The sequence below is a fragment of the Klebsiella sp. HN106 genome (assembly GCF_051209435.1).
GTDB lineage: Bacteria > Pseudomonadota > Gammaproteobacteria > Enterobacterales > Enterobacteriaceae > Klebsiella > Klebsiella oxytoca.
Window position 1 is genome coordinate 211,027 of sequence record NZ_JBLURD010000001.1, and the last position, 23,282, is coordinate 234,308.

Below are 23,282 nucleotides of genomic sequence, written 5' to 3' on the forward strand. Positions count from 1 at the left end.
CTGTTTCGCAGGAGTGTGATGCGAAACAGCGGAGGCGAATGCTCGCCAGAGTTTTAAATCAGGCGGCGCGCGGGGTCAGCGTTAAGCGATCCAGCGGCCCGACGATAAACAGGTAGGAGAACAGGCCCAGTACGCCCATGGAACCGACGTACAGGATGGCGTAATCGAAGGAGTGAGTATTAGCGAGGATCACGCCGATAACCAGCGGCGTGATAATACTCGCCAGGTTGCCGCACATATTGAACACCCCACCGGCAATTCCCAGCATCTCCTTGGGTGATGTGTCGCTCAGCACGCACCAGCCGAGGTTACCGAACCCTTTAGCAAAGAAAGCCAGGCTCATGGCGGCGATCACCACCACTTCCGAAGTAGTGTAGTTGGCGACCACAATGACGCAGGAGAGCAGCATGCCGCAGATCACCGGCAACTTGCGGGCGGTCGTCAGGCTATAGCCGCGTTTCAGCAGCCAGTCCGAGAACACGCCGCCCAGCAGGCCGCCGATAAATCCGGCAATGGCCGGGATGCTGGCGACAAAGCCGACCTTGAGAATCGACATGCCTTTGGCCTGGTAAAGATAGGTCGGAAACCAGGTCAGGAAGAACCAGGTGATTGACGTCACGCAGAACTGGCCAATATATACCCCGATCATCATACGATTGACGCAGACGCTTTTGATTTGCGCGAGGGTTAATTTATGCTGCGTTTTTTTCGTGCCTAATTCCGGCTCGCCGCCGCCTTCGCGAATATAGTCGAGCTCCTGTTGGTTAATTTTTGGATGATGAGAGGGATCTCTTACTTTTACCAGCCAGAATATCCCCAGCACCACGCCGATAGCGCCAATATAATAGAATACGTAGTGCCAGCTTAAATTATGCAGAATAATCGTCATTAGCGGCGTAATAATCCCCAGGGAAATATACTGCGCGGCCTGATAGACCGAAGTGACAAACCCGCGCTCTTTATTGGGAAACCACTGTACGCTCAGACGACTGTTGGCGGGAAAGGCGGGGGCTTCTATCGCGCCCATCATCAGGCGCAGAATAACCAGTACAATCAGCGGGCTGGCGAACAGATAGATCGTACCCTGGAACATGGTGACGACCGACCAGCCAATCAGCGCGCAGCCGTAGACCAGCCGCGAACCATATTTATCCAGCAGCCAGCCGCCGGGTATTTGCATAATGACGTAGGAGATGCCAAAAACTGAAAAAGCCAGCCCCATCGCCTCGGGATCAAAACCTAACTCTTTGCTCATAATAGGCGCGACAACGGACAGCGTTGCCCGGTCGGCATAATTAAATACGGTAGCCAGAAATAAAAACAGTAATATGCCGTAACGCACGTTGCTGCGTTTTAAGGGTGTAGTCATCTTCAACTCCTTTGCAGGGTTGTTTATTGTGGGTACAGCCAATAAGAGGTATTTCCCCGGCAGGCCTACGGGTTTTCAGTCGTCCGCGGACCGGTAACCCGGACAGATGCGCAGCATCGCCCCCGGGAGAATGCGGTATTCTCCCGGGGGCGGCGCTTGATGCGCCTTGCCGGGCTACGCGGCCTGTAGCCCTTATGCCGCCATGCGGGGAATTCGGTTAAGGGCGTTTGCCAAACTCGCAGCTTTGCTGGGTCCAGCGGCGGGCCTGTTCGCTCAGGGTGAAGCCCAGACCGTGGCGTTCGGAAACCCACATCCGCCCGTCGCGCAGTTCCAGCTGTTCGTTAAACAGCGGGTTCAGCCACTCGAAGTGCTCCAGCCAGGGCTCGAGCGGGTAGGCGGCGGCGAGATGCAGGTGTACCTCCATCGCAAAGTGTGGGGCCAGCTTGCGACCGTGCTTCGCCGCCAGATCCATAATCTTCAGGAACGGGGAGATGCCGCCGACGCGCGGCGCATCGGGCTGCACGAAGTCGCTGGCGTTGCCGAGGATCAGCTGCTCATGTTCGCGGAAGCTGGTCAACATCTCGCCGGTGGCAATCGGCGTATCCAGCGCGGCGGCGAGCTGTGCGTGGCCTTCCACATCGTAGGCGTCAAGGGGCTCTTCAATCCAGATCAGATTGAACTGCTCCATTTTGCGCCCCATGCGGATAGCGGTTTCACGGTCCCACTGCTGGTTGGCGTCCACCATCAGCGGGAAGTCATCGCCCAGGACTTCGCGTACTGCCGTCAGACGGCGAATATCCTCAGCGGTATTCGGCTGACCGACTTTCAGTTTTATCCCGCCAATCCCGTTCTCGCGTGAGATAGCCACGTTTTTCAACACCTGCTCCAGCGGGGTATGCAGGAAGCCGCCGGAGGTGTTGTAACACTGCACGGAATCGCGATGCGAACCGAGCAGTTTCGCCAGCGGTAGCCCGGCGCGTTTGGCTTTCATATCCCACAGCGCAATATCGATAGGGGAGATTGCCTGCACCGCCATGCCGCTACGACCTACGGAAGCCCCGGCCCACAGCAGTTTGGTGTAGATCTTGTCGATATCATTCGGGTCTTCGCCGAGCAGATTATCGGCAATCTCCCTTGCATGGGCGTAAATGCCCTGGCCGCCCGCGCGTTTGGAATAGCTGAAGCCAACGCCTTCAAAGCCGTCCCGGGAGCGGATTTCCGCGATGATGATCGCCACTTCGGTCAGCGGTTTTTGCCGACCGGTCAGAACCTTTGCATCGCTAACGGGGGTGGCCAGCGGCAGAAAGGCCAGCGACAGTTTGACATGTTCAATGCGGTCGCCGGTTTCAGCGGCGGTTTTGACGCCGGAAGCTTTGGCGTAGGTCACGGAGTCGGAATTTGCGCTCGAGGTCATAGTCAGTTCCTTTTTAGTGGTAAAATGTTTGCGCTAACATTTTTAATCCTGAAATTATCCTGGTGCTACGACAGTGATTTTAATTTGTACAAACGATCACAATTAGCGGTTATAAAGGGTAAAATTATGCAGCGCAGGTCACGTTCCAAAAAGGTTTGTGAAAATTCACAAATCATAATGATAGCGATAACATTTAATTCGGCAGGTCGTTGATTCTATTGGGGATATACGGACGGGCGCTGGCAATTGCCTGGACCATCATCAATAATGGCCACAGGAAACGACTCAACACAGGGGCTTAGCCGTGAAAAGCAGAAAACCGACGCGCGCGCCGACGCTGGATGATGTGGCCCGCAGCGCCGGGTTGTCGTCGATGACGGTCAGTCGGGCGCTGAATACGCCGCAGCTGGTAAGGCCAAAAACGGTAGAGAAAGTGATGCAGGCGGTGCAGGCCACGGGTTATATCCCCAATGCGCTGGCCGGCGGCCTGGCCTCCAGGCGCAGCAAACTGGTGGCGGTGGTGGTGCCGCAAATCAATAACAATATGTTTGTCGATACCATCCAGGCGCTGAGCGATACCCTGGCGGCGCGCGGCTATCATATGCTGCTGTGCGTGGCGGGCTATAGCCGTCAGACCGAAGCCGAGCTGGTAGCAACCTTACTCTCCCGGCGTCCGGATGGCGTGGTGTTGACCGGTATTCAGCACGCTCCGGCGTTAAAGAGGACGATCCTCAACGCCGCCACGCCGGTGGTGGAAATCTGGGATCTCACCCCGACGCCGCTGGATATGCTGGTTGGTTTTTCGCATGAAAAAGTCGGTGAAACCATTGGCGAATATTTGCTGGAAAAAGGCTACCGTCGTCCGGGACTGCTATGGGCAGGCGATGCGCGCGCGACGTTGCGAAAGCAGGGGCTCCTGGCCCGGCTGGCCAAAAGTGGAATTAACGTTGCCCCGCAGGTCGAGGTGCCGCTTCCGGCATCGCTGGCGCTGGGGCGACGCGGGCTGGGCGAACTGCTCGCCGGTGGCGAGTTTGACGTTATCGTCTGCAGTTCCGACACCCTTGCCCAGGGAGCGATTATGGAAGCGGAAAGCCGGGGGCTGCGCGTGCCGCAGAATCTGGCGGTGATCGGCTTTGGCGATCTGGATTTCGCCGCCAGCAATCGTCCGGCGATCACCACCGTCAGCGTCGACCGTCACGCCATTGGCGAGCAGGCGGCTACGCTGCTTGCCGACCGCATAGAAGGCGGAGAAGAAGGGGACGCGATTATTGATATTGGCTTTCACCTGGTGGCGCGTGAGTCGGCGTAGCGTTGTGGTTTAGCCTGGGCGAGGGAGACTCCATAGCGACATTGCTCAATCAAACCTATACTGCAAGGTTGCTAAACCCGTCGCCGCTCTGTTCACGGGCGGCAAATTTCTTGAGGGCGCAGAATATGATCACCGTCTATGGCGTACCCGGCTGGGGCTCAACGATAAGCGAACTGATGCTGACGCTGGCCGATATCCCGTACCATTTTGTCAACGTTGAGGGCTTTGACCAACCGGGCCCGCAGCGCGACCGTCTCAAGCTGATTAACCCGCTGTGTCAGGTGCCGACCCTCACGCTTGAAGATGGCAGCGTGATGACCGAATCCGCGGCGATTGCTCTGATGATCCTCGACGTGCGACCGGATCTGGCTCCGGCGCCGGGATCGCCGCAGCGGCATGCCTTTCAGCGTCTGCTCATCTGGCTGGTGGCGAACGTTTATCCCACCTTTACCTTTGCGGATTACCCGGAGCGCTGGGCCGCCGATGCGCCAGAGCAGCTGCGGGAAAGCTGCATCAGCTATCGCAAATCGCTTTATCAGTGGCTGGAGGAGCAGCTTGCCGCCGCGCCGTATGCGCTGGGGGCGGAAATAACTCTGCTGGACTGCTATATTGCGGCAATGTGTGCCTGGGGCCCGCGACGGGAGTGGTTTGCGGCGCAAACGCCAAAATTCGTCGCCGTGGCGGATGCGGTGTATCGCCATCCCAAACTCGAAGCCGTTCTTCGCCGCAACGAGCTGATTTAAAGCACAAAAAGCGATCCAGATGATGCGGGTTATGCTAGCTTTATCATCCTGACAATAAAGGAGCCTGCTATGCCGCATATTGATATTAAATGTTTTCCCCGCGACCTGAATGATGAACAAAAAGCGGCGCTGGCCGCCGATATTACCGAGGTGGTGATTCGCCATCTCAACAGCAAAGAACGCTCGGTGAGCGTGGCCCTGAATGAAATTGAAGAGAGCGACTGGCAACAGGTGTGGGACAGCGAAATCGCCCCGCAGATGGAACAGCTGATTAAAAAACCGGGTTATAGCATGTAACCCGCTTTCTTTCCCGGAGGCGATGCTGCGCATCTGTCCGGGCTACGCGTTCTCAGTGGTCTGCTATCCGGTAGCCCGGGCAGGCGCTGTGCGCCGCCCCCGGGAGAGGGTGCGGAGTGGCAGAATATCCCGGAGGCGATGCTGCGCATCTGTCCGGGCTACGCGTTCTCAGCGGTCTGCGGTCCGGTAGCCCGGGCAGGCGCTGTGCGCCGCCCCCGGGAAGAGGTGCCAGGGCTGATGTATTAAAACCAAATCTCCGTCTGCACGCCAAAGTTCCAGTTTCCTCCGGCGGTAAAGCCTTTACTGCCGAAATCATCGTTGATCGCATAACGATCCAGGTCTTTATCCCAATTCATCCACGTGACAAAGAAACGTATCTCCGGCCTCGCTTTGATATCAAACACATCGCCCACTTTGAACGTCGGGGCGAAGGTCAGCTTGTAAAAATCGCCGCTCACCGCCTGGTATTGATGCACGCCGCTGTCGTAGCGATAGGTTCGGCCGTTGGGATTCAGGTCCATATATTGCCAGGACGCCTCGTATAGCAGGGCGAAGTTGCGGGTGATGCCCTGGGAAACCCGTAGGTTAAAGGTTGCCCAATCGTAGCGGTCGCCATCGCGGTAGCGATCTTCGCTATGCTGGGCGATAACCGATGGTGCAAGCTGCCAGTTTTTCCCCAACGGCAAAATGCCGTAGGACGCAAATCGCAGGGACTTAGCATTCTCGGTAAGATCGCCATCGCTGCCGGGCTGGCGCGCCTCGGCGCCCAGCCCGCCGCCGTACTGCAGGGCGCTCTCCGATACGCCCGGCGCGAGGCCATAGAATTGCTGTTTGTCGTGATACGCCAGCATCGCGTAGTAGCCGTTTTTCGCCGTATTATCGCTGCGCAGAGCGTAACTGCCGGTGGTCGAGGTATTATCTTTCAGGTCATCATTGCCCTGGGCGGTCATCGCCGTGGTCATCAGCTGCCAGTTGTTCCAGAAGTGGTTGGCGGTGAACATCAGGTTCTGTATATCGTTATCCTGGTAGTTATCGCTACCCAGATCGCCGAAGTTACGCGCATAGACCGAGTAATCGCCGCGCAGCGTATTACCCCACTTCACGTCATTGATCCCGCCGCCGGTACCGCCGAGGAACATAATATCGCTATCGGTAAAGTGGATATCGAAATTATCGCGGTCGAAACGCTTGCCCGCCCAGATGGAAGCGCTCCTGAACGGCCCGGAAAAATCGGCGAAATTGCCCATCTCGACGTACAGCTGACGCACGTTCAGGTGGTGGCTGTCGTTATCCTGTACCCATGGATCCGGGTTGGTTGCCCCGTCGGCAAGCATGGTTTTAAAGTGCGCCCATGACCCGTCGCTGAAGGTCATTTTTTTGCCGAAGCTGAGCTCCACGTAGTTATCTTTCTCGTTGCCGAGACGGCCAACGTGGGCATCGCCGTTGAGCGAACTGGCCGGGGAGACACCCGGCCCGCCGCGCGCGCCTTTGCCGTGGCTGTCAACCAGCATCCCGGAGCGCGCGTAGGCGTTGAACTCGAAGCCATCGCTGAGGCTGCTTTTCGCCAGCTGTTTGTCAGCAGCCTGCTGCTTTTGCTCGGTCGCTGCGGTGCGCTGACTGAGGGTCTGCACCTGCTTTTCCGCTGCCGCCGCGCGTTGTTCCGCGGCGCTGGTGCGCAGCTCCGCCTGCTGCGCCCGACGTTTGGCCTCTCCGGCCTCCTGCTCCGCATGATTAAGCCGGGCCTCCAGCTGCGCTAGCCGTTGTTCGACCGTGAGCGGGGCCGCACTCGCGCCGTAAGCCGAAAAAAGGGCGCAGCAAACCGCTGCGCTAATCAAAGAGATACGCATATCAATCCTTATTTTTTTCAGAGGTATGAAGGGGGTGCTGCGCCTTACAGGGCGTGGTTTTCTCCAGCAACGGACGATGGGTTCGACGGCGCACGGCGTCCAGCGTCAAGGTCGGCGCGGATCTGCTCGTACTGGTCGTCGAGTCGGTAGAAGCGACCAATCCACAGCATTGAAGCCACAATCAGCAGCGCCGGGATATAGAGGTAGCAGGCTTTTATCGCCAGCATCGCGCCGTCGCTTTGCGTCTGGTTAGCGATATAACCGCCGGATGAGAGCAGGGCCCCGGTAATGGCTCCCGCGCCCGCCATCGCCACCTTGCCAAGAAAGCCGTTGATGGAGGTTAAAATGCCGGCGGTATTGATGCCGGTTTTCCATACTCCGTAATCCACCGGATCGGCTTGCATAGAGAAGTAAATTGCCGTGCGCTGTCCGGCGCCAAGCGAGAGTACGACCGCTCCGGCAACCAGACCCCAGCTGTTAACGCCTGCCGCCATCATCATGCCCATGCCGACCAGGTTGATCGCGCTGGCGACCAGATAGACGTGGCGTTTTTTCATCCGGCTGGCGAGCAGCGGAACGGTGAGGGTACCCAGCAGAGGAACGAAGGTGGAGATCCCGGCGACGATCGCCGTGAGATCGTTATTACCGACGTAATAATGGAAGAAGTAGACCAGCGCCCCGGTCTGGAAGAAAAACGCGCCCCACATCAGGAAAATATTGATGGCGAAGACGAACCATGGACGGTTGGCGCGCAGGCTGACCCAGGCGCGTTTTAAGGTCATGCGCTCCTGAGTAATGCTGATATTTTCCTTAACGTTCCGGAAGCTCACCAGCAGAAAAAAGGTGGCAATAACGCCGAAAACCACCGCCGTATAGAAGAAGCCGTGCTCCTGATTGCCTTTCCCCAGCGCGCCAACCAGCGGCAGAGTGGCGACCGCGACAATAGTCGCGCCGAGCGAGCCGAGCAGAATACGCACCGCTGACAGCGTCGTGCGCTCCCGCGAGTCGTTCGTCAGAAACGGCAGCATGGCGCAGAATGGAATATTAACGAGGGTATAGAGAAACGACAGGCACAGATAGGTGACAAAAGCGTAGATCAGCTTACCGGTGGTGCCAAAATCAGGCACGTAAAAGGCCAGAATACACAGCAGTCCGAAGGGGATCGCGCCAATCAGCAGATACGGACGGCAGCGCCCCCAGCGGGTGGCGGTATTGTCGATAACCAGCCCCATTAGCACGTCGGCAACGCCGTCCACCAGGCGCGTCACGAGGAACATCAGGCCTACGTAATAAGCGGGCAGGCCCATCACGTCGGTGTAAAAGAACATCAGATAAAGAGAGATCATCTGCCACACAAGGTTGCAGGAGAGGTCGGCGATGCCATAGCCAAGGCGCTGCCGCCAAAGGGTAAAGGTTGTTTCTGCCATAAAAGTAAACTCGCTTATCGTTGTTGTTAAAGTCCGTACTGGCGAATAAACCAGGCCGGGGTGCAGCTCCACGCATGGCAATAACTGTTTATCAGCTTGCTGCCATAAGGGGAAAAATCAGGATGCGCCGGGTCGAAGATTTCCCAGAAGGTATCGGCACCGTAGTCGACCATTGCTCCCCAGTAGGCTTTGATCTGCGCAATAGCGTCGTCGCGCAGCCCGCACTGCAGAAGGGCGGCAATATAGTGGTGACGCAGGTATGGCGTGTTCATGGCGATCGCGGGGGGATTTTGCTCCAGATTATGCATGATCTCCAGGCGCTGCTGAGGAGTACCGACTTCCGCCAGTACCAGCCAGATTTGCGATGCCCATGAGACCTGCCGCTGCTCGCCGCTGAGGTAGAAGCCTTGCTGCTCGTCCCATAAGACATCGAGGGCCGCAGCTTTAAGCTGCTGTAAACGCTGGCGATAGCTGACGGCCAGCTCAGGTTCGAAACGCTCCGCCAGCCAGACGGCGCGCTGCAGGCAGTAAATCAGCACGCCCTGCGCTGCAGCCTGTTTATTCAGCGATGCCTGCCAGTCGATAAACACCCACCAGTCGTCGCTATCGCGCACAACCCCGGAGGCGTCGCAGCGTTTCAGCGCCAGTTCAATCTGACGACGGGCCGTGGGCCACAGCTCGCGGGCCGTAGCAATATCCTCCGCGCTTTGCAGATAGTTGTAGAGAACGTCAACAAAAAACAGAGAATAATCAAAAAGAAAAGTATCGTCAGCAATGACATCCGGCTGCACGAACACGTTGGCCGATACCATACCGTCCTCACGAGTATGCCCGGCGAAAAGGTACAGGCAGCGGCGTACTAAATCGTGACGGGCGAAGGTCACATCGTTCACCAGCGCCTGCAAACGTAAATCGCCGAGCCACAGGCGGCGGTCGCGTTTGGGGCCATCCTCAAACACCTCCTGCATGCAGTTTTGCAGGGTCAGAACGGCAACGCTGTCGATGGCCTTGAGCTGCGGGTCGGCGGTTGTCGCTGCCGGGCATGCGCCGCTGGCGGAGGTAACGGCATTCACCTGAATCTGGTTGAACTGCAGACGAAACTTGCGCGACACGGCTTTGACCTCCACCTTCAGATAGCGGAAGCAGTAGCGGCGCGGCAGATCAACTTCGGCCGGCAGGACATCAAGCCACAGATCCTGCTGCTGCAGCCAGCTGCTGCTTAGCCAGCCCTGGTAATCGCTGAACGGCTCACACACTTCGCTCAGCGTTTCGCCGAAGGTAAACTGCAGATGGGCCGGAGCGTCCGGTGGGCTCCCGACGCTCTGACAGAGAAAATGCAGGTAGCCAACAAAGTGGCTGCCAAAATCAATAATGACGCTATCGCCGCTGCTCAGCTCGCGCTGGTAAAACGCGGCCGGGGAACTTACCGGTTCGGCGCGCCAGCCAAACAGCGCCGTGGCGTCGGCGTGGGCTTCCACCACGGCGATCGGCGGGTACGCCTGGCGGCGTAGCGCGGGCCGGAGCGTCTCGGCGGTGCGTAGAAAATCCGGGTGGCGGGTCATCGAGACCTGAGAATTATGCTGAATTGCCTGTGACATACTGCGTCCTCTGTATTTATTTGTCCGCAGCATAAGATGCCGGCCCGGGGGGTAACCACTCTGGCAATGCCAATGCATTTGCCAGATTGGCACTGATAATGAGATGGGCGGGTTGCCGATCACAATTCCAAAAATCTTGCTCGTGGCGGTCGGGAAAATGCATTATCTTGCCTCTGCGCCGTATGCCGTTTTGGACTTTATAGATGATGATGTTGACCGTTGAGTATTATTTCACCCATCCGCAGGATAAGCTGGGCATGTACGCCAGCGATCCGGAAGATAATAACCATGAACATAGTCATGAATTTGCTGAGCTGGTGATCGTTGAGGAAGGGCACGGTTTACACGTTATTAATGGCAGGCCACTATATATTCAACAGGGCGACGTTTTTTACGTTCAGCCGGGTGACGTTCATTATTATGATGAGCTAGGGACGCTTAAGTTAATTAATGTGCTGATTAACCCGTTGGTAGGGTTTCATTATTTACAGCCTCTCGATACTTTATTACAGACTTTCTCTGCGCAGAATGCGTCCTGCTACGGTTGGCTGGCGCCGGACACCCGCCATATCTGCAAGGAACTGGTGGATAAGATATTTTCTGCCGAGCTGCGGCAGGGGCAAAATATTGCCCTGCGCGAAGCCGCGTTTTTCCAGCTGGTGACGACGATTCTGCATGCCGAAACCGAAGCCGAATATAGCACCACTAAATATAAGCTGCATAAATTGCTGACCTGGCTACAGGAGCACTGTTTTGAAGATCATAACTGGCAGCAGCTGGCGGAGAAATTCCATCTGACCACGCGTACCGCTTTTCGCCATATTAAAGAGGCGACGGGATTGACGCCGGATAATTATTTAAAGCGTCTACGATTAGTTTCGGCGCGCGTCAAATTACGCGAGACCGATATGACGATTACCGAAGTGGCTTATCTATGCGGCTTTGCCAACAGTAATCACTTTACCACTTTATATAAAAAGGTTTTTGGCCTGACTCCCAGCGAAGACCGGCGGCGTTTGCTGCGCTAGTACACCTGCCGGAGGCGATGCTGCGCATCTGTTTGGGCTACGCGTTCTCAGCGGTCTGGGGCCCGGTAGCCCGGGCAGGCGCTGCGCGCCGCCCCCGGGAGAGACGAGCAGGGTGGTGAAGAATTGCCCCGGAGGCGATGCTGCGCATCTGTCCGGGCTACTCTTCTGGCGTATTGGCGCGGACGTGGCGGCCGCTGGCGACAAAGTTGCCGGTGCCGAGATGATGGAGGGTATTGATCTTATCATCGTCGAACTGCCAGCGTCCGGTGACAAACGCGCGTTCGTCGGCGGCGGCGGAAACCACTTCGCCAAACAGCGTATCGTACTGCTCCTGAGCCGCCGTTGCCGGCAGCAGTCGGCACTCCATCCACGCCAGACACTTTTCTTCAATCAGCGGCAATCCCAGCTCCGGGCCTTGCACCACCGGAATACCGTAAGCGTTAAATTTATCCTCATCGCGTCCGCTGATGCTGCCGACCGCGTAGGTCCAGCTGGCGGCCTCGACGCCCGGGACGACGATGCCGAACGTGCCGTTGCGCTCAATAATTTCCCGCGTCCAGGCGCTTTTATCCACCACGATAGCCAGCCGCGGCGGGGCGAACTCCACCGGCATCGACCATGCGGCGGCCATAACGTTGCGGCGCTGAGTATGGGCGTCGTAGCTGGTTATTAAAATCGTTGGGCCATGGTTGAGCAGGCGACTGGCGTACTGGAGTTCCACGTGGCGAAAACGGCTCATATGCGTTCCTTGGTAAATGGGTCTGATGCCAGACAACACGTTAATCCGCAATGAAAATGTAATCAATACGTCATCAAGGCTCCCTATAGTCGGCGTCACTAAGTCCCAAAGAGGATAACAATATGTTAGCTCCCCTGTCTTTGACACAGGTGAGCGCGCGCCGGCGGATGTTGACCGCCGGCAGAGCCACGCTTTCCCAACGGGAGGGCGAAAATGCGCGCGCTTACCAGCATTAAGCTTGACGGCGTTTCTTTCGCCTTCGGCGCCAACACCGTCCTTAATCAGATCGATCTGCATATCGATGCGGGCAGCATCGTGGCGCTGCTCGGGCCTTCTGGCTGCGGCAAAAGCACGCTGCTGCGCCTGCTCGCCGGATTAACCGTACCCGCCAGCGGCAGCATTCACTTCGGCGATCGGCTGGTGGCGAAAGCCGGCTGGGGTATGCCGCCGGAGCAGCGCGATCTCGGCATGGTCTTCCAGGATTACGCCCTGTGGCCGCATATGACGGCGGCGCAGAACGTGGCTTTCCCGCTGCGCATGCGCGGCATCGGGCACAAGGAACGACAGCGACGGGTCGAGGAGGCGCTGGCAATGGTCGGTCTCAGCGGCTTCGCCGAGCGTAAACCGTCGGGCCTTTCCGGCGGACAGCAGCAGCGCGTTGCCCTGGCCCGCGCCATCGTCGCAGAACCGCGCGTGCTGCTGTTCGATGAGCCGCTCTCCAATCTCGACAGCGAGCTGCGCGAGTCGCTGTGTCTCGAAATGAGCCGCCTGCTGCGCCAGCTGGGCATCACTGCCGTCTACGTCACCCACGACCGTCGCGAAGCCGAGCTGCTGGCCGACAAGATTATTCATTTATCTGCGGGCTGCGTTGCCGCTGTCCGCGCCGTGACTTCAACCTCAGGGGAATCCGTATGAAAACCGTTATCACCGTTACCAAAGGAGCCGCGCTCGCGATGATGCTGTCCGCCACCACGATCTCCTGCGCCCACGCGCTCACCGTCTACACCGCCGGGCCGGGCTCGCTGGCGAAAAGCCTCGCCAGCGGTTATGAGAAGAAAACCGGGGTGAAGGTGAATATATTTCAGGCCACCACCGGTAAGGTGATGGCGCGTCTTGAGGCCGAGCAGGCTAACCCGCAGGCAGATGTGCTGATTTCCGCCTCGTGGGATACCGCGGAAGATTTGCATCACCGCGGCTGGCTGCTGCCGTATCAGAGCGCCAATGCCGATAAAGTCCCGGTGAACCTGAAATCCGCCGATTACGTTGCCCAGGGGATTTCGGCGCTGGGGATCGTCTGGAATACCAAAAGCGGCACTCCGGAGCCGAAAGAGTGGCGCGACCTGACCGAAGCGGCGTTCAAAGACAAAGTGACGACGCCGGACCCGGCGCTTTCCGGCGCATCGCTGGATTTGCTGATCGGGTTACAGAATGGCATGGGCGACCAGGCCTGGGCGCTGTTTAAAGACTTGAAGAAGAATGGCATGGCGGTCAGCGGGCCGAATGCCCAGGCGGTAACGCCGGTGATGCAGGGAGCGAAAGCGGCGGTATTCGGCGCGGTTGATTATGTCTCTTACGGCAATATTCATCAGGGCGAGTCGCTAAAGGTGATTTTCCCGGCCAGCGGCACGGTGATTGCGCCGCGGCCAATGATGATCCTCAAAACCAGCCCGCATGCTGACGATGCAAAGGCCTTTATTGATTATGTGCTGTCGCCGGAAGGCCAGGCGCTGGTCGCCGACGCCTGGCTTATGCCCGCCCGCAGCGATATTCCGGCGAAGCGTCCGCTGCTCAACGAACTGAAAATTCTGCCGACCGCCGGCGAAGGCACTAGCGAACGTAGTGCGGTGCTTTCCCGCTTTAATACGCTTTTCGCCCAGTAAACCGACTTTTCCCCAAGCTGCGAAAGTTGGTTCGGGCACATTCCCCGGAGGCGGCGCTGGCGCGCCTGTCGGGGCTACCGGACTGTAAACGGCCGTGATTTTGTAGCCCGGCTAAGCGCAGCGCGAGCCGGGTAAGATCGTATCCAGGAATATATCGTGAAACAGAGACTTATTTCAGCGGGCACGCTGGCGGCACTGCTGGTGCTGGTGGCGTTGCCGCTGCTCTTTATCGTCCTCCAGGCGATTTTTCCCCGGTTTAGCGCCGGCTCGCTGAGCGGCGCGTTTAGCGGCGTGTCAACACTGATTGCCGACCCGCAGCTGCCTACGATGCTCGGCGGCACCCTGTGGGTGGCCTGCGGCGTGGCGCTGATGAGCGTGGTCATCGGTCTACCGCTGGGCGTCGTGCGCGGATTGTTTACTATCCCGCTGCCGCGGCTGTGGGATCTGCTCTTTCTGATCCCCTTTCTGACGCCGCCCTATATTGCCGCGCTGTCGTGGATGCTGATGCTGCAAAGTCATGGCTATCTGCAGCAGCTGACCGGCTGGGATCTTAACGATCTGCTTTTTAGCCGCATCGGGATCGTGCTGGTGATGACCCTCAATATCTTTCCGGTGGTCTACTTTGCCGTCTCGCGCAGCCTGTTGGCCAGCGGTCAGCGGCTGGCGATTGTCGCCCGGGTGCACGGCGCCAGCGCCTGGCGAGCGTTCTGGTACATCACGCTGCCGATGCTTTCGCCGGCTCTGGCGGCGGGGATGCTGTTGGCGTTTACCCTGGCGATTGAGGAATACGGCGTTCCGGCGGCCCTCGGGTCGCGGGCGGGGCTGGTCATGCTGACCGTAGGCATTGAGAAAAAGCTTGCCGACTGGCCCGTCGATCTGCCCGGCGCATCGCTGCTGTCGCTGCTGCTGATCGCGGTGGCGCTGCTGGCCTGGTGGCTGCAAAAACGGCTGACTGGCGATAAAGAGGTCACCAGCGTCACCGGCAAGCCGGGAGAGAATAGCGGGGCGGAGCTGGGCTGGCTGGCACTTCCGGCGGTGCTAGTGATGGCGGGCGTCGGCGGGCTGGCGGTGGTGCTGCCGGGCGCATCGATGGTGCTGACCAGCCTGATGAGCACGCTGTCGGGCGGTATCCACGCTGACAACGTTACTCTTCGCCATTTTGCCGCGCTGTTTACCCAGCAGGGCGATGCGCTGTCGGCACTGGCAACCAGCCTTTCGCTGGCGCTGGCTTCGGCTGGGGTTGTTGGGCTGGTGGGGCTGCTCGCCGCCTGGCTGGTTGTGGTGCAAAAAATCAAGGGGAGCGCGATAGTCGATGCCTTATCGCTGCTGCCGGCGGCGCTGCCGGGCGTGGTGGTAGGCGTCGGGTTGATTCTGTTGTGGAATCAGCCGTTCTGGCCGCTTTCCCCCTACAACAGCTGGTTTATGCTGCTGCTCTCCTACAGTTGTCTGCTGCTGCCCTGGCCGGTACGCTACGTCGGCAGCGCGCTGCGCCAGCTTGGCAATAATCTTGAGCCTGCGGCAAGGGTACATGGGGCGACGGCCCTGCAGGCGCTGCGTCTGATCGTTCTGCCGCTGGTCTTTCCGGCGCTGCTGGCGGCGATGCTGATGGTGTTCGCCGTCGCCTCCCGCGAGCTGGTAACTTCGCTGCTGCTCGCGCCAGCAGGAACGCAAACCGTCGCGGTGTTTATCTGGCGCCAGTTTGAGCAGGGCTCGGCGGGGCAGGGAATGGCAATGGCGTCGCTGACGCTGCTTACCGGTCTCGGGCTGATGCTCAGCGCGCTGGCGCTGATGCAGCGAGGCACGCGCGGATAAATGCGATCGCACAAAATAGCTGGTCAGGCGGGAAAAACAGGCTATAAATGTCGGACACCGATTGCTGGAGGCATTGATGAGTCCCTTTTTAAGCGCCTATTTTTCTCGTCTGGGCTGGACGGGCACCCCGGGTGTTTCACTTAATACCCTGCGCGAATTGCATATTCACCATAACGGCGCGATCCCCTTTGAAAATCTGGATGTGCTGCTGCCAAGAGAGATACATCTCGACGATCGCACCCTGGAAGATAAGCTGATTCACGGTCGTCGCGGCGGTTACTGCTTCGAGCAAAACGGCCTGCTGGAGAGAGCGCTGCGCGAAATTGGTTTCAACGTGCGCAGCCTTCTGGGCCGCGTGGTGCTGGCCAATCCGCCGCATATGCCGCCGCGTACCCATCGGCTGCTGCTGGTGGACGTGGAGGGCGAACGCTGGATTGCTGACGTTGGTTTCGGTGGCCAGACCCTGACCGCGCCGATCAAGCTGCTGGCCGATGTGGAACAAGCGACCCCGCACGGTGAGTATCGCCTGATCTACGAAGGGGAAGAGTGGACCCTGCAGTTCAGCCATCACGGCCACTGGCAGTCGATGTACCATTTTGACTTAGGTCGCCAGTACGCTTCCGACTATGTGATGGGCAACTTCTGGTCAGCGCACTGGCCGCAGTCGCACTTCCGCCATCATCTGCTGATGTGCCGCCACTTACCGGATGGCGGCAAGATGACGCTGACCAATTTCCACTTTACCCATTGGGATAAAAACCATGTGGTCGAAAAGCGGGATTTAGCGGATGTTCCGGCGCTGTATGAAGCGCTGCAAACGCGTTTTGGCCTCGGCGTAGATGATGCCAAATATGGCTTCAGCGAAGCGGAACTGACGGCAGTGATGGCGGCGTTTGATACCCATCCCGAGGCGGGTAAGTAAATACAATACAGGAACCGTTGGCTGGATAAGGGGTGACTGTCAAACGTGGATGTTACCCGGCTTGCGCTACGCTTAGCCGGGCTACGGGTTCACAGCCATCTGCGTTGATGTATCCCGGGTGAGGCGTTTACGCCGCGACCCGGGATGATTGCAGATTTTGCTCAGCGTCTTGAACGTACCACCTGGTAGCGGCGGGTGAAATATTCAAACGGCGCGCTCCAGACGTGAACCAGACGGGTGAACGGGAACAGCAGGAAAATCGTCATTCCGAGTACCAGATGTACGCGGAAAACAAAGGCGACACCGCTGAGCATTTCAGACGAGCCGCCGCGGAAGGTCACGATGCCTTGCGCCCAGCCGACCAGCTTCATCATTTCACTGCCGTCAGGATACTGCGCCGAAAAAGGAATCGTGCTCAGCCCGAGCAGGCACTGAATCAACAGAATGCTCATGATGATGATATCCGGGGTGGTCGAGGTCGCGCGAACGCGCTGGTTGGTCAAACGACGCCAGAGCAAACCGGCGCCGCCGATCAGCGTCAGGACGCCGCAGACGCCGCCGAGCACCATCGCCATCTGCTGCTTGACCGCAATCGGTAAAAACCAGGCATACACCCAGTGCGGCGTTAACATGCCGAACAGATGGCCAAAGAAAATGCCGAGTATGCCGATATGAAAAAGATTCGACCAGATCACCATCCCGCGTTTATCGAGCATCTGGCTGGAGGAGGCGCGCCAGGTGTACTGACCGTAGTCATAGCGCAGCCAGCTGCCGAGAAAAAAGACCGTCGCGCAGATGTAGGGGTAGATGTCGTAAAAAAAGACGTTCAGGTACTGTATCATTTCGGGCCTCCCGCGCTGACGTCGACGTACTGCGGCGCCACGTCCTGGCTAAAGCGTCGTTGATATTGCTGTAACGGTGAGCTGTCACAGGTTGTGGCGTTATCTTCGATAAATTTCACCTGTTCTTCTTCCCAGACCGCATCCAGCGCCTGCCGAGTATCATCACGGGACTCGTTGTTAACCTGCTGCGTGACACTGTCACTTGAGAGGGGGCTCCCGGCGAGGCTCAGCAGGGCGTCAAACAGCGGGTACCACGCTACCTCGCGCTGCTTGAGCCGCCCGCCCAGCAGCGCCAGAATCGGCGCGACGTTTTGCAGCCCCTCACGCGCTTCGTTTTCCGGCAGGATGCTGAGGTATTCCAGATACAGCGGCAGATGGTCTGGAAGTTCGCGACAGTTGAGCACCAGGCCCGCCTTTTCATACTGAGCGAGCAGATCGACCATTGCCTGGCCGCGATCGCGGGACTCGGCGTGCACGTGTTCAAACAGCAGCAGCGACGTGGCGCGGCCCCGGTCGAACACTTCGCACCATTCGGCCTGCTTGTCCAGCAGCGGGGCATTCAGCATTTCCGCGGCGAAGTCGTTGAGCATGGGGGCGTCGTGCCGCACCATGGCCAGCACCTCCTCCTTGCACTGCCAAAGAAACTCATCCGGGTACTCCATCAGCAGGCCGATCGCTTTGAGGATTTGCATTATTCCCCCTCCGCTTTATCGCGTACTTCGGTGATGTTGATGGCATCGATACGGCTACTGTTGAACAGGTTGAATTTGGTGTCGGAGCCGTGGCAGCCGTCGCCAAAGGTAAAACCGCAGCCGTTGCGCTCGGGGAAAGCGTCGCGCGCCATTTCGCGGTGGCTGGTCGGGATCACGAAACGGTCTTCATAGTTGGCGATCGCCAGATAGCGGTACATCTCCTCGACCTGTTCAACGCTTAAGCCCACTTCCTCGATGGCGCGGGTATCCGTGACGCCTTCCACCGTTTGCGAGCGCATGTAATGACGCATCGCCATCATGCGCTTCAGCGCGCGCAGCACCGGGCCGGTATCGCCCGCGCTGAGCATATTGGCGAGATACTGTACCGGAATACGCAGGCTTTCGATGGCCGGAAGCACGCCGTCGCTTTTCGGCAGGCCGCCGGCGTCGGCGTAGGACTGAATCGGCGACAGCGGCGGCACGTACCAGACCATTGGCAGGGTGCGGTATTCCGGATGCAGCGGCAGCGCCAGCTTCCAGTCCATCGCCATTTTGTACACCGGCGAGCGCTGGGCGGCATCAATCACGTTTTGTGGAATCCCCTGTTTCAGCGCTTCTTCAATCACCGCCGGGTCGTGGGGATTGAGGAACACCTCACACTGCCGCTCATAGAGATCGGTTTCGCGCTCGGTGCTGGCGGCCTCTTCAATGCGATCGGCGTCGTATAACAACACGCCGAGATAGCGGATACGCCCCACGCAGGTTTCCGAACAGACCGTGGGCTGGCCGGACTCGATACGCGGGTAGCAGAAGATGCATTTTTCCGATTTACCGCTTTTCCAGTTGAAGTAGATTTTTTTGTACGGGCAGCCGCTGATGCACAGACGCCAACCGCGGCATTTATCCTGGTCGATCAGCACGATGCCGTCTTCTTCACGCTTGTAGATGGCGCCGCTCGGGCAGGTGGCGACGCAGCTCGGATTCAGGCAGTGCTCGCACAGGCGCGGCAGATACATCATGAAGGTGTTTTCAAACTGGCCGTACATCTCCTTCTGAATCTTGTCGAAGTTACGGTCGCGGGCGCGCTTTTCAAACTCGCCGCCGAGCAGCTCTTCCCAGTTGGGCCCCCAGATGATTTTATCCATCCGCTTACCATCGATAAGCGAGCGCGGACGGGCGGTGGGCAAATGTTTCCCCTCCGGCGCGTTGTGCAGGTGCTGATAATCAAAGGTAAAAGGCTCATAATAATCGTCGATTTGCGGTATCACCGGATTGGCGAAGATTTTGGTGATGACGCCCATTTTGCCGCCCAGACGCGGGCGTATTTTGCCATTAACGTCGCGCACCCAGCCGCCTTCCCACACCTCCTGGTCTTCCCAGTTTTTTGGATAACCGATGCCCGGTTTGGTTTCGACGTTGTTAAACCAGGCGTATTCCATTCCTTCACGTCCGGTCCAGACGTTTTTACAGGTGACGGAACAGGTGTGGCAGCCGATGCATTTATCAAGATTGAGAACCATGCCGACCTGTGAGCGTATTTTCATTTTTTCGCCTCCTGTACCCCGTCGCGACCTTCGTCATCCAGCCAGTCAATATTTTTCATTTTGCGGATCATAATGAACTCATCGCGATTGGAGCCGACGGTGCCGTAATAGTTGAAACCGTAAGCCAGCTGGGCGTAGCCGCCAATCATATGGGTCGGTTTCGGGCACACGCGGGTCACCGAGTTATGGATCCCGCCGCGCCGTCCGGTGACTTCCGAGCCCGGAATATTCATCAGACGCTCCTGCGCGTGGTACATCATGGTCATCCCCGGCGGTACGCGCTGGCTGACCACCGCGCGAGCGGTGAGCGCGCCGTTGGCGTTAAAGGCCTCGATCCAGTCGTTATCTTCAATCCCCAGTTCGCGAGCATCGGTTTCGCTGATCCACACGATCGGCCCGCCGCGCGACAGGGTTAGCATCAGCAGGTTTTCGCTGTAGGTGGAGTGAATGCCCCATTTCTGGTGCGGCGTCAGAAAGTTGAGCGCTTTTTCAGGAAAGCCGTTAGGCGGGATCGCTTTCATCTGGCTGACGCTGCGGGTGTCAATGGGCGGACGATAGACCACCAGGCTTTCGCCAAAGGCGCGCATCCAGGGGTGATCCTGATAGAGCTGCTGGCGGCCGGAAAGGGTGCGCCAGGGGATCAGCTCGTGGACGTTGGTATAGCCGGCGTTGTACGACACATGCTCGCTCTCGAGGCCGGACCAGGTCGGGCTGGAGATAATTTTGCGCGGCTGGGCCTGAATGTCGCGGAAGCGGATTTTTTCATCCTCTTTATTCAGCGCCAGGTGCGTGTGCTCGCGGCCGGTAAATTCGCCGAGCGCTTGCCAGGCTTTGACCGCCACCTGGCCATTGGTTTCCGGGGCGAGGGCGAGGATCACTTCCGAGGCGTCGATGGCGGTGTCGATGCGCGGGCGGCCTTTAGCCGGGCCATCCAGTTTGACGTAGTTGAGCTTGCCGAGGAAATCGACCTCGTTCTGGGTGTTCCAGGTGATGCCTTTACCGCCGTTGCCGAGTTTGTCGAGCAGCGGGCCGAGGGAGGTAAAGCGCTCATAGGTCGCCGGATAATCGCGCTCAACCACGGCAATCGACGGCGCGGTTTTACCCGGCGTCAGCTCGCATTCGCCTTTCCGCCAGTCCAGCACGTCAAAGGGCTGAGAGAGTTCCGCCGGGGAGTCATGCTGCAGTGGCACCAGCACCACGTCGGTCTCTTTATCGAGGTGGCCGACGCAGACTTCAGAGAAGGTTCTGGCGATATCTTTGTAAATTTCCCAGTCGCTTTTTGCCTCCCACGCCGGGTCAACGGCGGCGGAGAGCGGGTGAATAAAGGGATGCATATCCGAGGTGTTCATATCGTCTTTTTCGTACCAGGTGGCGGTTGGCAGAACGATATCGGAGAACAGACAGGTGCTGGACATGCGAAAGTCGAGCGTCACCAGCAGGTCGAGTTTGCCCTCAATGGCCGCGGTTTGCCACTCCACCTCTTCCGGCTTCACCTCATCGGTAGCCCCCAGCTCTTCGCCCTGAATACCGCTGTCGGTCCCCAGCAGGTATTTGAGCATATACTCATGGCCCTTGCCGGAAGAGCCCAGCAGGTTTGAGCGCCAGATAAACAGATTACGCGGATGGTTTTTGCCGTTATCCGGCTGTTCGCAGGCGAAGCGGATCTCGCCGGACTTCAGCGCCCGGGCGGTGTAGTCGGCGGGGGGCAGTCCGGCTGCGGCGGCCTGCGCCTTGATGGTCAGTGGGTTAACCCCCAGCTGCGGCGCGGAAGGCAGCCAGCCCATGCGCTCGGCGCGAACGTTAAAATCGATCAGATGGCCGCTGAATTGGCTGGCGTCGGCCAGCGGCGACAGCAGCTCCCGGGCGGTTAGCTTTTCATAGCGCCACTGGCTGGCGTGATTGTAAAAAAAGGAGGTGCTGTTCATCTGGCGCGGCGGACGATTCCAGTCCAGCGCGAACGCCAGCGGCAGCCAGCCGGTTTGCGGACGCAGTTTCTCCTGGCCGACATAGTGCGACCAGCCGCCGCCGCTCTGGCCGACGCAGCCGCAGAACACCAGCATATTGATCATCCCACGGTAGTTCATATCCATGTGGTACCAGTGGTTGACGCCGGCGCCGAGAATAATCATCGATCGTCCGTGGGTTTTATGCGCGGTATCGGCGAACTCGCGGGCGATCTGCTCGATGTGCTGGCGCGGGACGCCGGTGATCTGTTCGGCCCACGCCGGGGTATAGGCTTTCATTTCGCCAAAGTCCCTGGCGGCGCTGGGGTCGTCTAAACCGCGATCGAGCCCGTAGTTAGCGAGGATGAGATCATAAACACTGACCACCAGTCCCGTTTCGCCATTGGCCAGCGGGAGGTGTTTAACCGGTAGCTGGTGCAGGGTGACCGGATCCTGCTTAACGCTGCGAAAGTGCGGGTTTTCGTTGCCGCCGAAGTAGGGGAAACCCACCAGGGCGACGCTATCGCGGCTATCCAGCAGCGACAGCTTAAGTTCAATCGCTTGCCCTGCGGCCTGCTGTTCGAGGTTCCACTTGCCTTTCTCTCCCCAGCGGAAGCCAATCGAACCGTTTGGCGCCACCAGTTCACCAGCGCTGTTATAGGCGACGGTCTTCCACTCCGGGTTGTTGCTTTCGCCCAAATCGTCGACCAGATCGGCGGCGCGGACCATCCTGCCGGGAACGTAGAAACCCTCCTCGCGGCGCTCAAGCATCACCAGCATCGGCATATCGGTATAGGTGCGACAGTAGTTGAGGAAATAGTCGCTGGGATTATCAAGGTGAAACGTTTTGAGGATCACATGGCCCATTGCCATCGCCAGCGCGCTGTCGGTGCCCTGTTTCGGCGCCAGCCACTGATCGCTGAGTTTGGCAACTTCCGAAAAATCCGGAGTAATCGCGATGGTTTTGGTGCCCTTATAGCGCACTTCGGTAAAAAAGTGGGCGTCCGGCGTTCGGGTCTGTGGGACGTTTGAGCCCCAGGCGATGATATAGCTTGAGTTATACCAGTCGGCGGATTCAGGGACATCGGTTTGCTCACCCCAGGTCATCGGCGAGGCGGGGGGAAGGTCGCAGTACCAGTCGTAGAAGCTCAGACAGGTGCCGCCAAGCAGCGACAGATAGCGGGTACCCGCGGCGTAAGAGACCATCGACATCGCCGGGATCGGCGAAAAGCCCGCCACCCGGTCCGGCCCGTAGTTTTTGATGGTCCAGACGTTGGCGGCGGCAATCAGCTGATTCAGCTCTTTCCAGCTTGAGCGGATAAACCCGCCTTTGCCGCGTACCTGCTTGTAGCTGAGGGTTTTAACCGGGTCCTGCATAATGCTATCCCACGCCTGCACCGGATCGGCGTGCTGAGCCAGCGCTTCGCGCCACAGCGCAATCAGCCGCTTGCGCACCAGCGGATACTTCAGACGGTTGGCGCTGTAAAGGTACCAGGAGTAGCTCGCGCCGCGCGGGCAGCCGCGGGGTTCGTGGTTGGGCAGATCCGGGCGGGTTCGCGGGTAGTCTGTTTGCTGGGTTTCCCAGGTGACCAGACCGTTTTTGACGTAAATCTTCCAGCTGCATGAGCCCGTACAGTTCACGCCGTGGGTTGAGCGGACGATTTTGTCGAACTGCCAGCGCTGCCGATAGCTGTCTTCCCAGTCGCGGTTGGTGTTGTATACCTGGCCGTGACCGTTGGCAAAGCTCTCGCCTTTTTGTTTAAAGTAGCGAAAGCGATCCAGTAGTTTACTCATGACATTTCTCCTGCTCCAATAATGTCCGGCCTTACAAGACCGCACTATCCTGTAGGCCAGATAAGGCTTCAGCCGCCATCCG

The 23,282-nt window shown here is 58.5% G+C and carries 18 protein-coding genes; 8 read left to right on the forward strand and 10 right to left on the reverse strand.

Annotated features, from left to right (window positions below; all coding sequences use genetic code 11):
- Positions 1-58: 58 nt before the first annotated feature.
- A complete protein-coding gene (locus tag ACSIPU_RS01020; protein WP_017145944.1) occupies positions 59-1,369 on the reverse strand; it encodes an MFS transporter in 1,311 nt (436 codons plus the stop codon).
- A gap of 217 nt (positions 1,370-1,586) precedes the next feature.
- Positions 1,587-2,783, reverse strand: a complete 1,197-nt coding sequence (locus tag ACSIPU_RS01025; protein ID WP_017145943.1) for an L-talarate/galactarate dehydratase — start codon at positions 2,781-2,783, stop codon at positions 1,587-1,589.
- Positions 2,784-3,087: 304 nt separating this feature from the next.
- Here ACSIPU_RS01025 and ACSIPU_RS01030 point away from each other — a divergent pair, with 304 nt between their 5' ends.
- The 3 genes from ACSIPU_RS01030 to pptA all read left to right on the forward strand — a co-directional run bounded on the left by ACSIPU_RS01030 (position 3,088) and on the right by pptA (position 5,132).
- The gene (locus ACSIPU_RS01030) at positions 3,088-4,092 is read left to right on the forward strand and encodes a LacI family DNA-binding transcriptional regulator (RefSeq protein ID WP_017145942.1); all 1,005 of its coding nucleotides are present in this window, start codon (positions 3,088-3,090) and stop codon (positions 4,090-4,092) included.
- Between the two features lie 125 nt (positions 4,093-4,217).
- Positions 4,218-4,835 carry a glutathione S-transferase family protein gene (locus ACSIPU_RS01035; protein ID WP_023320904.1) on the forward strand — a complete coding sequence of 206 codons (618 nt, stop codon included), beginning with the start codon at positions 4,218-4,220 and terminating at the stop codon, positions 4,833-4,835.
- Positions 4,836-4,904: 69 nt separating this feature from the next.
- Positions 4,905-5,132 (forward strand): tautomerase PptA, encoded by a 228-nt coding sequence (gene pptA / locus ACSIPU_RS01040; protein WP_196557600.1) that lies wholly within the window; start codon positions 4,905-4,907, stop codon positions 5,130-5,132.
- A gap of 242 nt (positions 5,133-5,374) precedes the next feature.
- On the opposite strand, the gene ACSIPU_RS01045 is transcribed toward pptA, so the two are convergent.
- Genes ACSIPU_RS01045 through ACSIPU_RS01055 form a run of 3 tightly spaced genes read right to left on the reverse strand, consistent with a single transcriptional unit; the run spans position 5,375 to position 10,004 of the window.
- Positions 5,375-6,979 carry a carbohydrate porin gene (locus tag ACSIPU_RS01045; protein WP_049129385.1) on the reverse strand — a complete coding sequence of 535 codons (1,605 nt, stop codon included), beginning with the start codon at positions 6,977-6,979 and terminating at the stop codon, positions 5,375-5,377.
- A 44-nt stretch (positions 6,980-7,023) separates the two neighbouring features.
- Positions 7,024-8,406: a glycoside-pentoside-hexuronide (GPH):cation symporter gene (locus ACSIPU_RS01050; RefSeq protein ID WP_004112819.1), complete on the reverse strand. Its 1,383-nt coding sequence runs from the start codon at positions 8,404-8,406 to the stop codon at positions 7,024-7,026.
- A gap of 26 nt (positions 8,407-8,432) precedes the next feature.
- Entirely contained in the window at positions 8,433-10,004 is a 1,572-nt protein-coding gene (locus ACSIPU_RS01055; protein ID WP_196557598.1) for an alpha-L-rhamnosidase-related protein, read from the reverse strand.
- 203 nt (positions 10,005-10,207) lie between these two features.
- Between ACSIPU_RS01055 and ACSIPU_RS01060 the strand changes: the two genes are divergently transcribed.
- Positions 10,208-11,032: a helix-turn-helix domain-containing protein gene (locus tag ACSIPU_RS01060; protein ID WP_196557596.1), complete on the forward strand. Its 825-nt coding sequence runs from the start codon at positions 10,208-10,210 to the stop codon at positions 11,030-11,032.
- A 157-nt stretch (positions 11,033-11,189) separates the two neighbouring features.
- Here the strand turns inward: ACSIPU_RS01060 and ACSIPU_RS01065 are convergent, their stop codons facing one another.
- Positions 11,190-11,771, reverse strand: coding sequence for a flavin reductase family protein (locus ACSIPU_RS01065; RefSeq protein WP_004112829.1), 582 nt, complete (start codon positions 11,769-11,771; stop codon positions 11,190-11,192).
- 213 nt (positions 11,772-11,984) lie between these two features.
- On the opposite strand from ACSIPU_RS01065, the gene ACSIPU_RS01070 reads away from it, so the two are divergent.
- The 4 genes from ACSIPU_RS01070 (at position 11,985) to nhoA (ending at position 16,385) form a co-directional block, all read left to right on the forward strand.
- The gene (locus tag ACSIPU_RS01070) at positions 11,985-12,686 is read left to right on the forward strand and encodes an ABC transporter ATP-binding protein (RefSeq protein ID WP_017145938.1); all 702 of its coding nucleotides are present in this window, start codon (positions 11,985-11,987) and stop codon (positions 12,684-12,686) included.
- The gene (locus tag ACSIPU_RS01075) at positions 12,683-13,651 is read left to right on the forward strand and encodes an ABC transporter substrate-binding protein (protein WP_017145937.1); all 969 of its coding nucleotides are present in this window, start codon (positions 12,683-12,685) and stop codon (positions 13,649-13,651) included. The genes ACSIPU_RS01070 and ACSIPU_RS01075 overlap by 4 nt, the downstream gene beginning before the upstream one ends.
- A gap of 156 nt (positions 13,652-13,807) precedes the next feature.
- On the forward strand, positions 13,808-15,463 hold the full coding sequence (locus tag ACSIPU_RS01080; RefSeq protein ID WP_196557594.1) for an ABC transporter permease: 1,656 nt from the start codon (positions 13,808-13,810) through the stop codon (positions 15,461-15,463).
- Between the two features lie 76 nt (positions 15,464-15,539).
- Positions 15,540-16,385: an N-hydroxyarylamine O-acetyltransferase gene (gene nhoA, locus ACSIPU_RS01085; protein ID WP_196557592.1), complete on the forward strand. Its 846-nt coding sequence runs from the start codon at positions 15,540-15,542 to the stop codon at positions 16,383-16,385.
- Positions 16,386-16,546: 161 nt separating this feature from the next.
- On the opposite strand, the gene narI is transcribed toward nhoA, so the two are convergent.
- The 4 genes from narI to ACSIPU_RS01105 are packed head-to-tail and all read right to left on the reverse strand — an operon-like array spanning position 16,547 to position 23,200.
- Positions 16,547-17,227, reverse strand: a complete 681-nt coding sequence (gene narI / locus ACSIPU_RS01090) for a respiratory nitrate reductase subunit gamma (RefSeq protein ID WP_017145935.1) — start codon at positions 17,225-17,227, stop codon at positions 16,547-16,549.
- Entirely contained in the window at positions 17,224-17,919 is a 696-nt protein-coding gene (gene narW, locus ACSIPU_RS01095; protein ID WP_004112845.1) for a nitrate reductase molybdenum cofactor assembly chaperone, read from the reverse strand. The genes narI and narW overlap by 4 nt, the downstream gene beginning before the upstream one ends.
- Complete coding sequence (gene narH / locus ACSIPU_RS01100; RefSeq protein WP_004101903.1) at positions 17,919-19,463, reverse strand: nitrate reductase subunit beta; 1,545 nt, start codon at positions 19,461-19,463, stop codon at positions 17,919-17,921. The genes narW and narH overlap by 1 nt, the downstream gene beginning before the upstream one ends.
- Positions 19,460-23,200, reverse strand: coding sequence for a nitrate reductase subunit alpha (locus ACSIPU_RS01105; RefSeq protein ID WP_196557590.1), 3,741 nt, complete (start codon positions 23,198-23,200; stop codon positions 19,460-19,462). Before ACSIPU_RS01105 ends, narH begins: the two co-directional genes overlap by 4 nt.
- Between the last annotated feature and the right edge of the window lie 82 nt (positions 23,201-23,282).

What these genes read in the sequence shown, in the direction of transcription:
- narH (WP_004101903.1), bottom strand. Translation starts at nt 19,463, where the DNA reads ATGAAAATACGCTCACAGGTCGGCATGGTTCTCAATCTTGATAAATGC.
- ACSIPU_RS01045 (WP_049129385.1), bottom strand. Translation starts at nt 6,979, where the DNA reads ATGCGTATCTCTTTGATTAGCGCAGCGGTTTGCTGCGCCCTTTTTTCG.
- ACSIPU_RS01075 (WP_017145937.1), top strand. Translation starts at nt 12,683, where the DNA reads ATGAAAACCGTTATCACCGTTACCAAAGGAGCCGCGCTCGCGATGATG.
- nhoA (WP_196557592.1), top strand. Translation starts at nt 15,540, where the DNA reads ATGAGTCCCTTTTTAAGCGCCTATTTTTCTCGTCTGGGCTGGACGGGC.
- ACSIPU_RS01025 (WP_017145943.1), bottom strand. Translation starts at nt 2,783, where the DNA reads ATGACCTCGAGCGCAAATTCCGACTCCGTGACCTACGCCAAAGCTTCC.
- ACSIPU_RS01060 (WP_196557596.1), top strand. Translation starts at nt 10,208, where the DNA reads ATGATGATGTTGACCGTTGAGTATTATTTCACCCATCCGCAGGATAAG.
- ACSIPU_RS01065 (WP_004112829.1), bottom strand. Translation starts at nt 11,771, where the DNA reads ATGAGCCGTTTTCGCCACGTGGAACTCCAGTACGCCAGTCGCCTGCTC.
- ACSIPU_RS01055 (WP_196557598.1), bottom strand. Translation starts at nt 10,004, where the DNA reads ATGTCACAGGCAATTCAGCATAATTCTCAGGTCTCGATGACCCGCCAC.
- narW (WP_004112845.1), bottom strand. Translation starts at nt 17,919, where the DNA reads ATGCAAATCCTCAAAGCGATCGGCCTGCTGATGGAGTACCCGGATGAG.
- ACSIPU_RS01070 (WP_017145938.1), top strand. Translation starts at nt 11,985, where the DNA reads ATGCGCGCGCTTACCAGCATTAAGCTTGACGGCGTTTCTTTCGCCTTC.
- narI (WP_017145935.1), bottom strand. Translation starts at nt 17,227, where the DNA reads ATGATACAGTACCTGAACGTCTTTTTTTACGACATCTACCCCTACATC.
- ACSIPU_RS01020 (WP_017145944.1), bottom strand. Translation starts at nt 1,369, where the DNA reads ATGACTACACCCTTAAAACGCAGCAACGTGCGTTACGGCATATTACTG.
- ACSIPU_RS01050 (WP_004112819.1), bottom strand. Translation starts at nt 8,406, where the DNA reads ATGGCAGAAACAACCTTTACCCTTTGGCGGCAGCGCCTTGGCTATGGC.
- ACSIPU_RS01105 (WP_196557590.1), bottom strand. Translation starts at nt 23,200, where the DNA reads ATGAGTAAACTACTGGATCGCTTTCGCTACTTTAAACAAAAAGGCGAG.
- ACSIPU_RS01035 (WP_023320904.1), top strand. Translation starts at nt 4,218, where the DNA reads ATGATCACCGTCTATGGCGTACCCGGCTGGGGCTCAACGATAAGCGAA.
- pptA (WP_196557600.1), top strand. Translation starts at nt 4,905, where the DNA reads ATGCCGCATATTGATATTAAATGTTTTCCCCGCGACCTGAATGATGAA.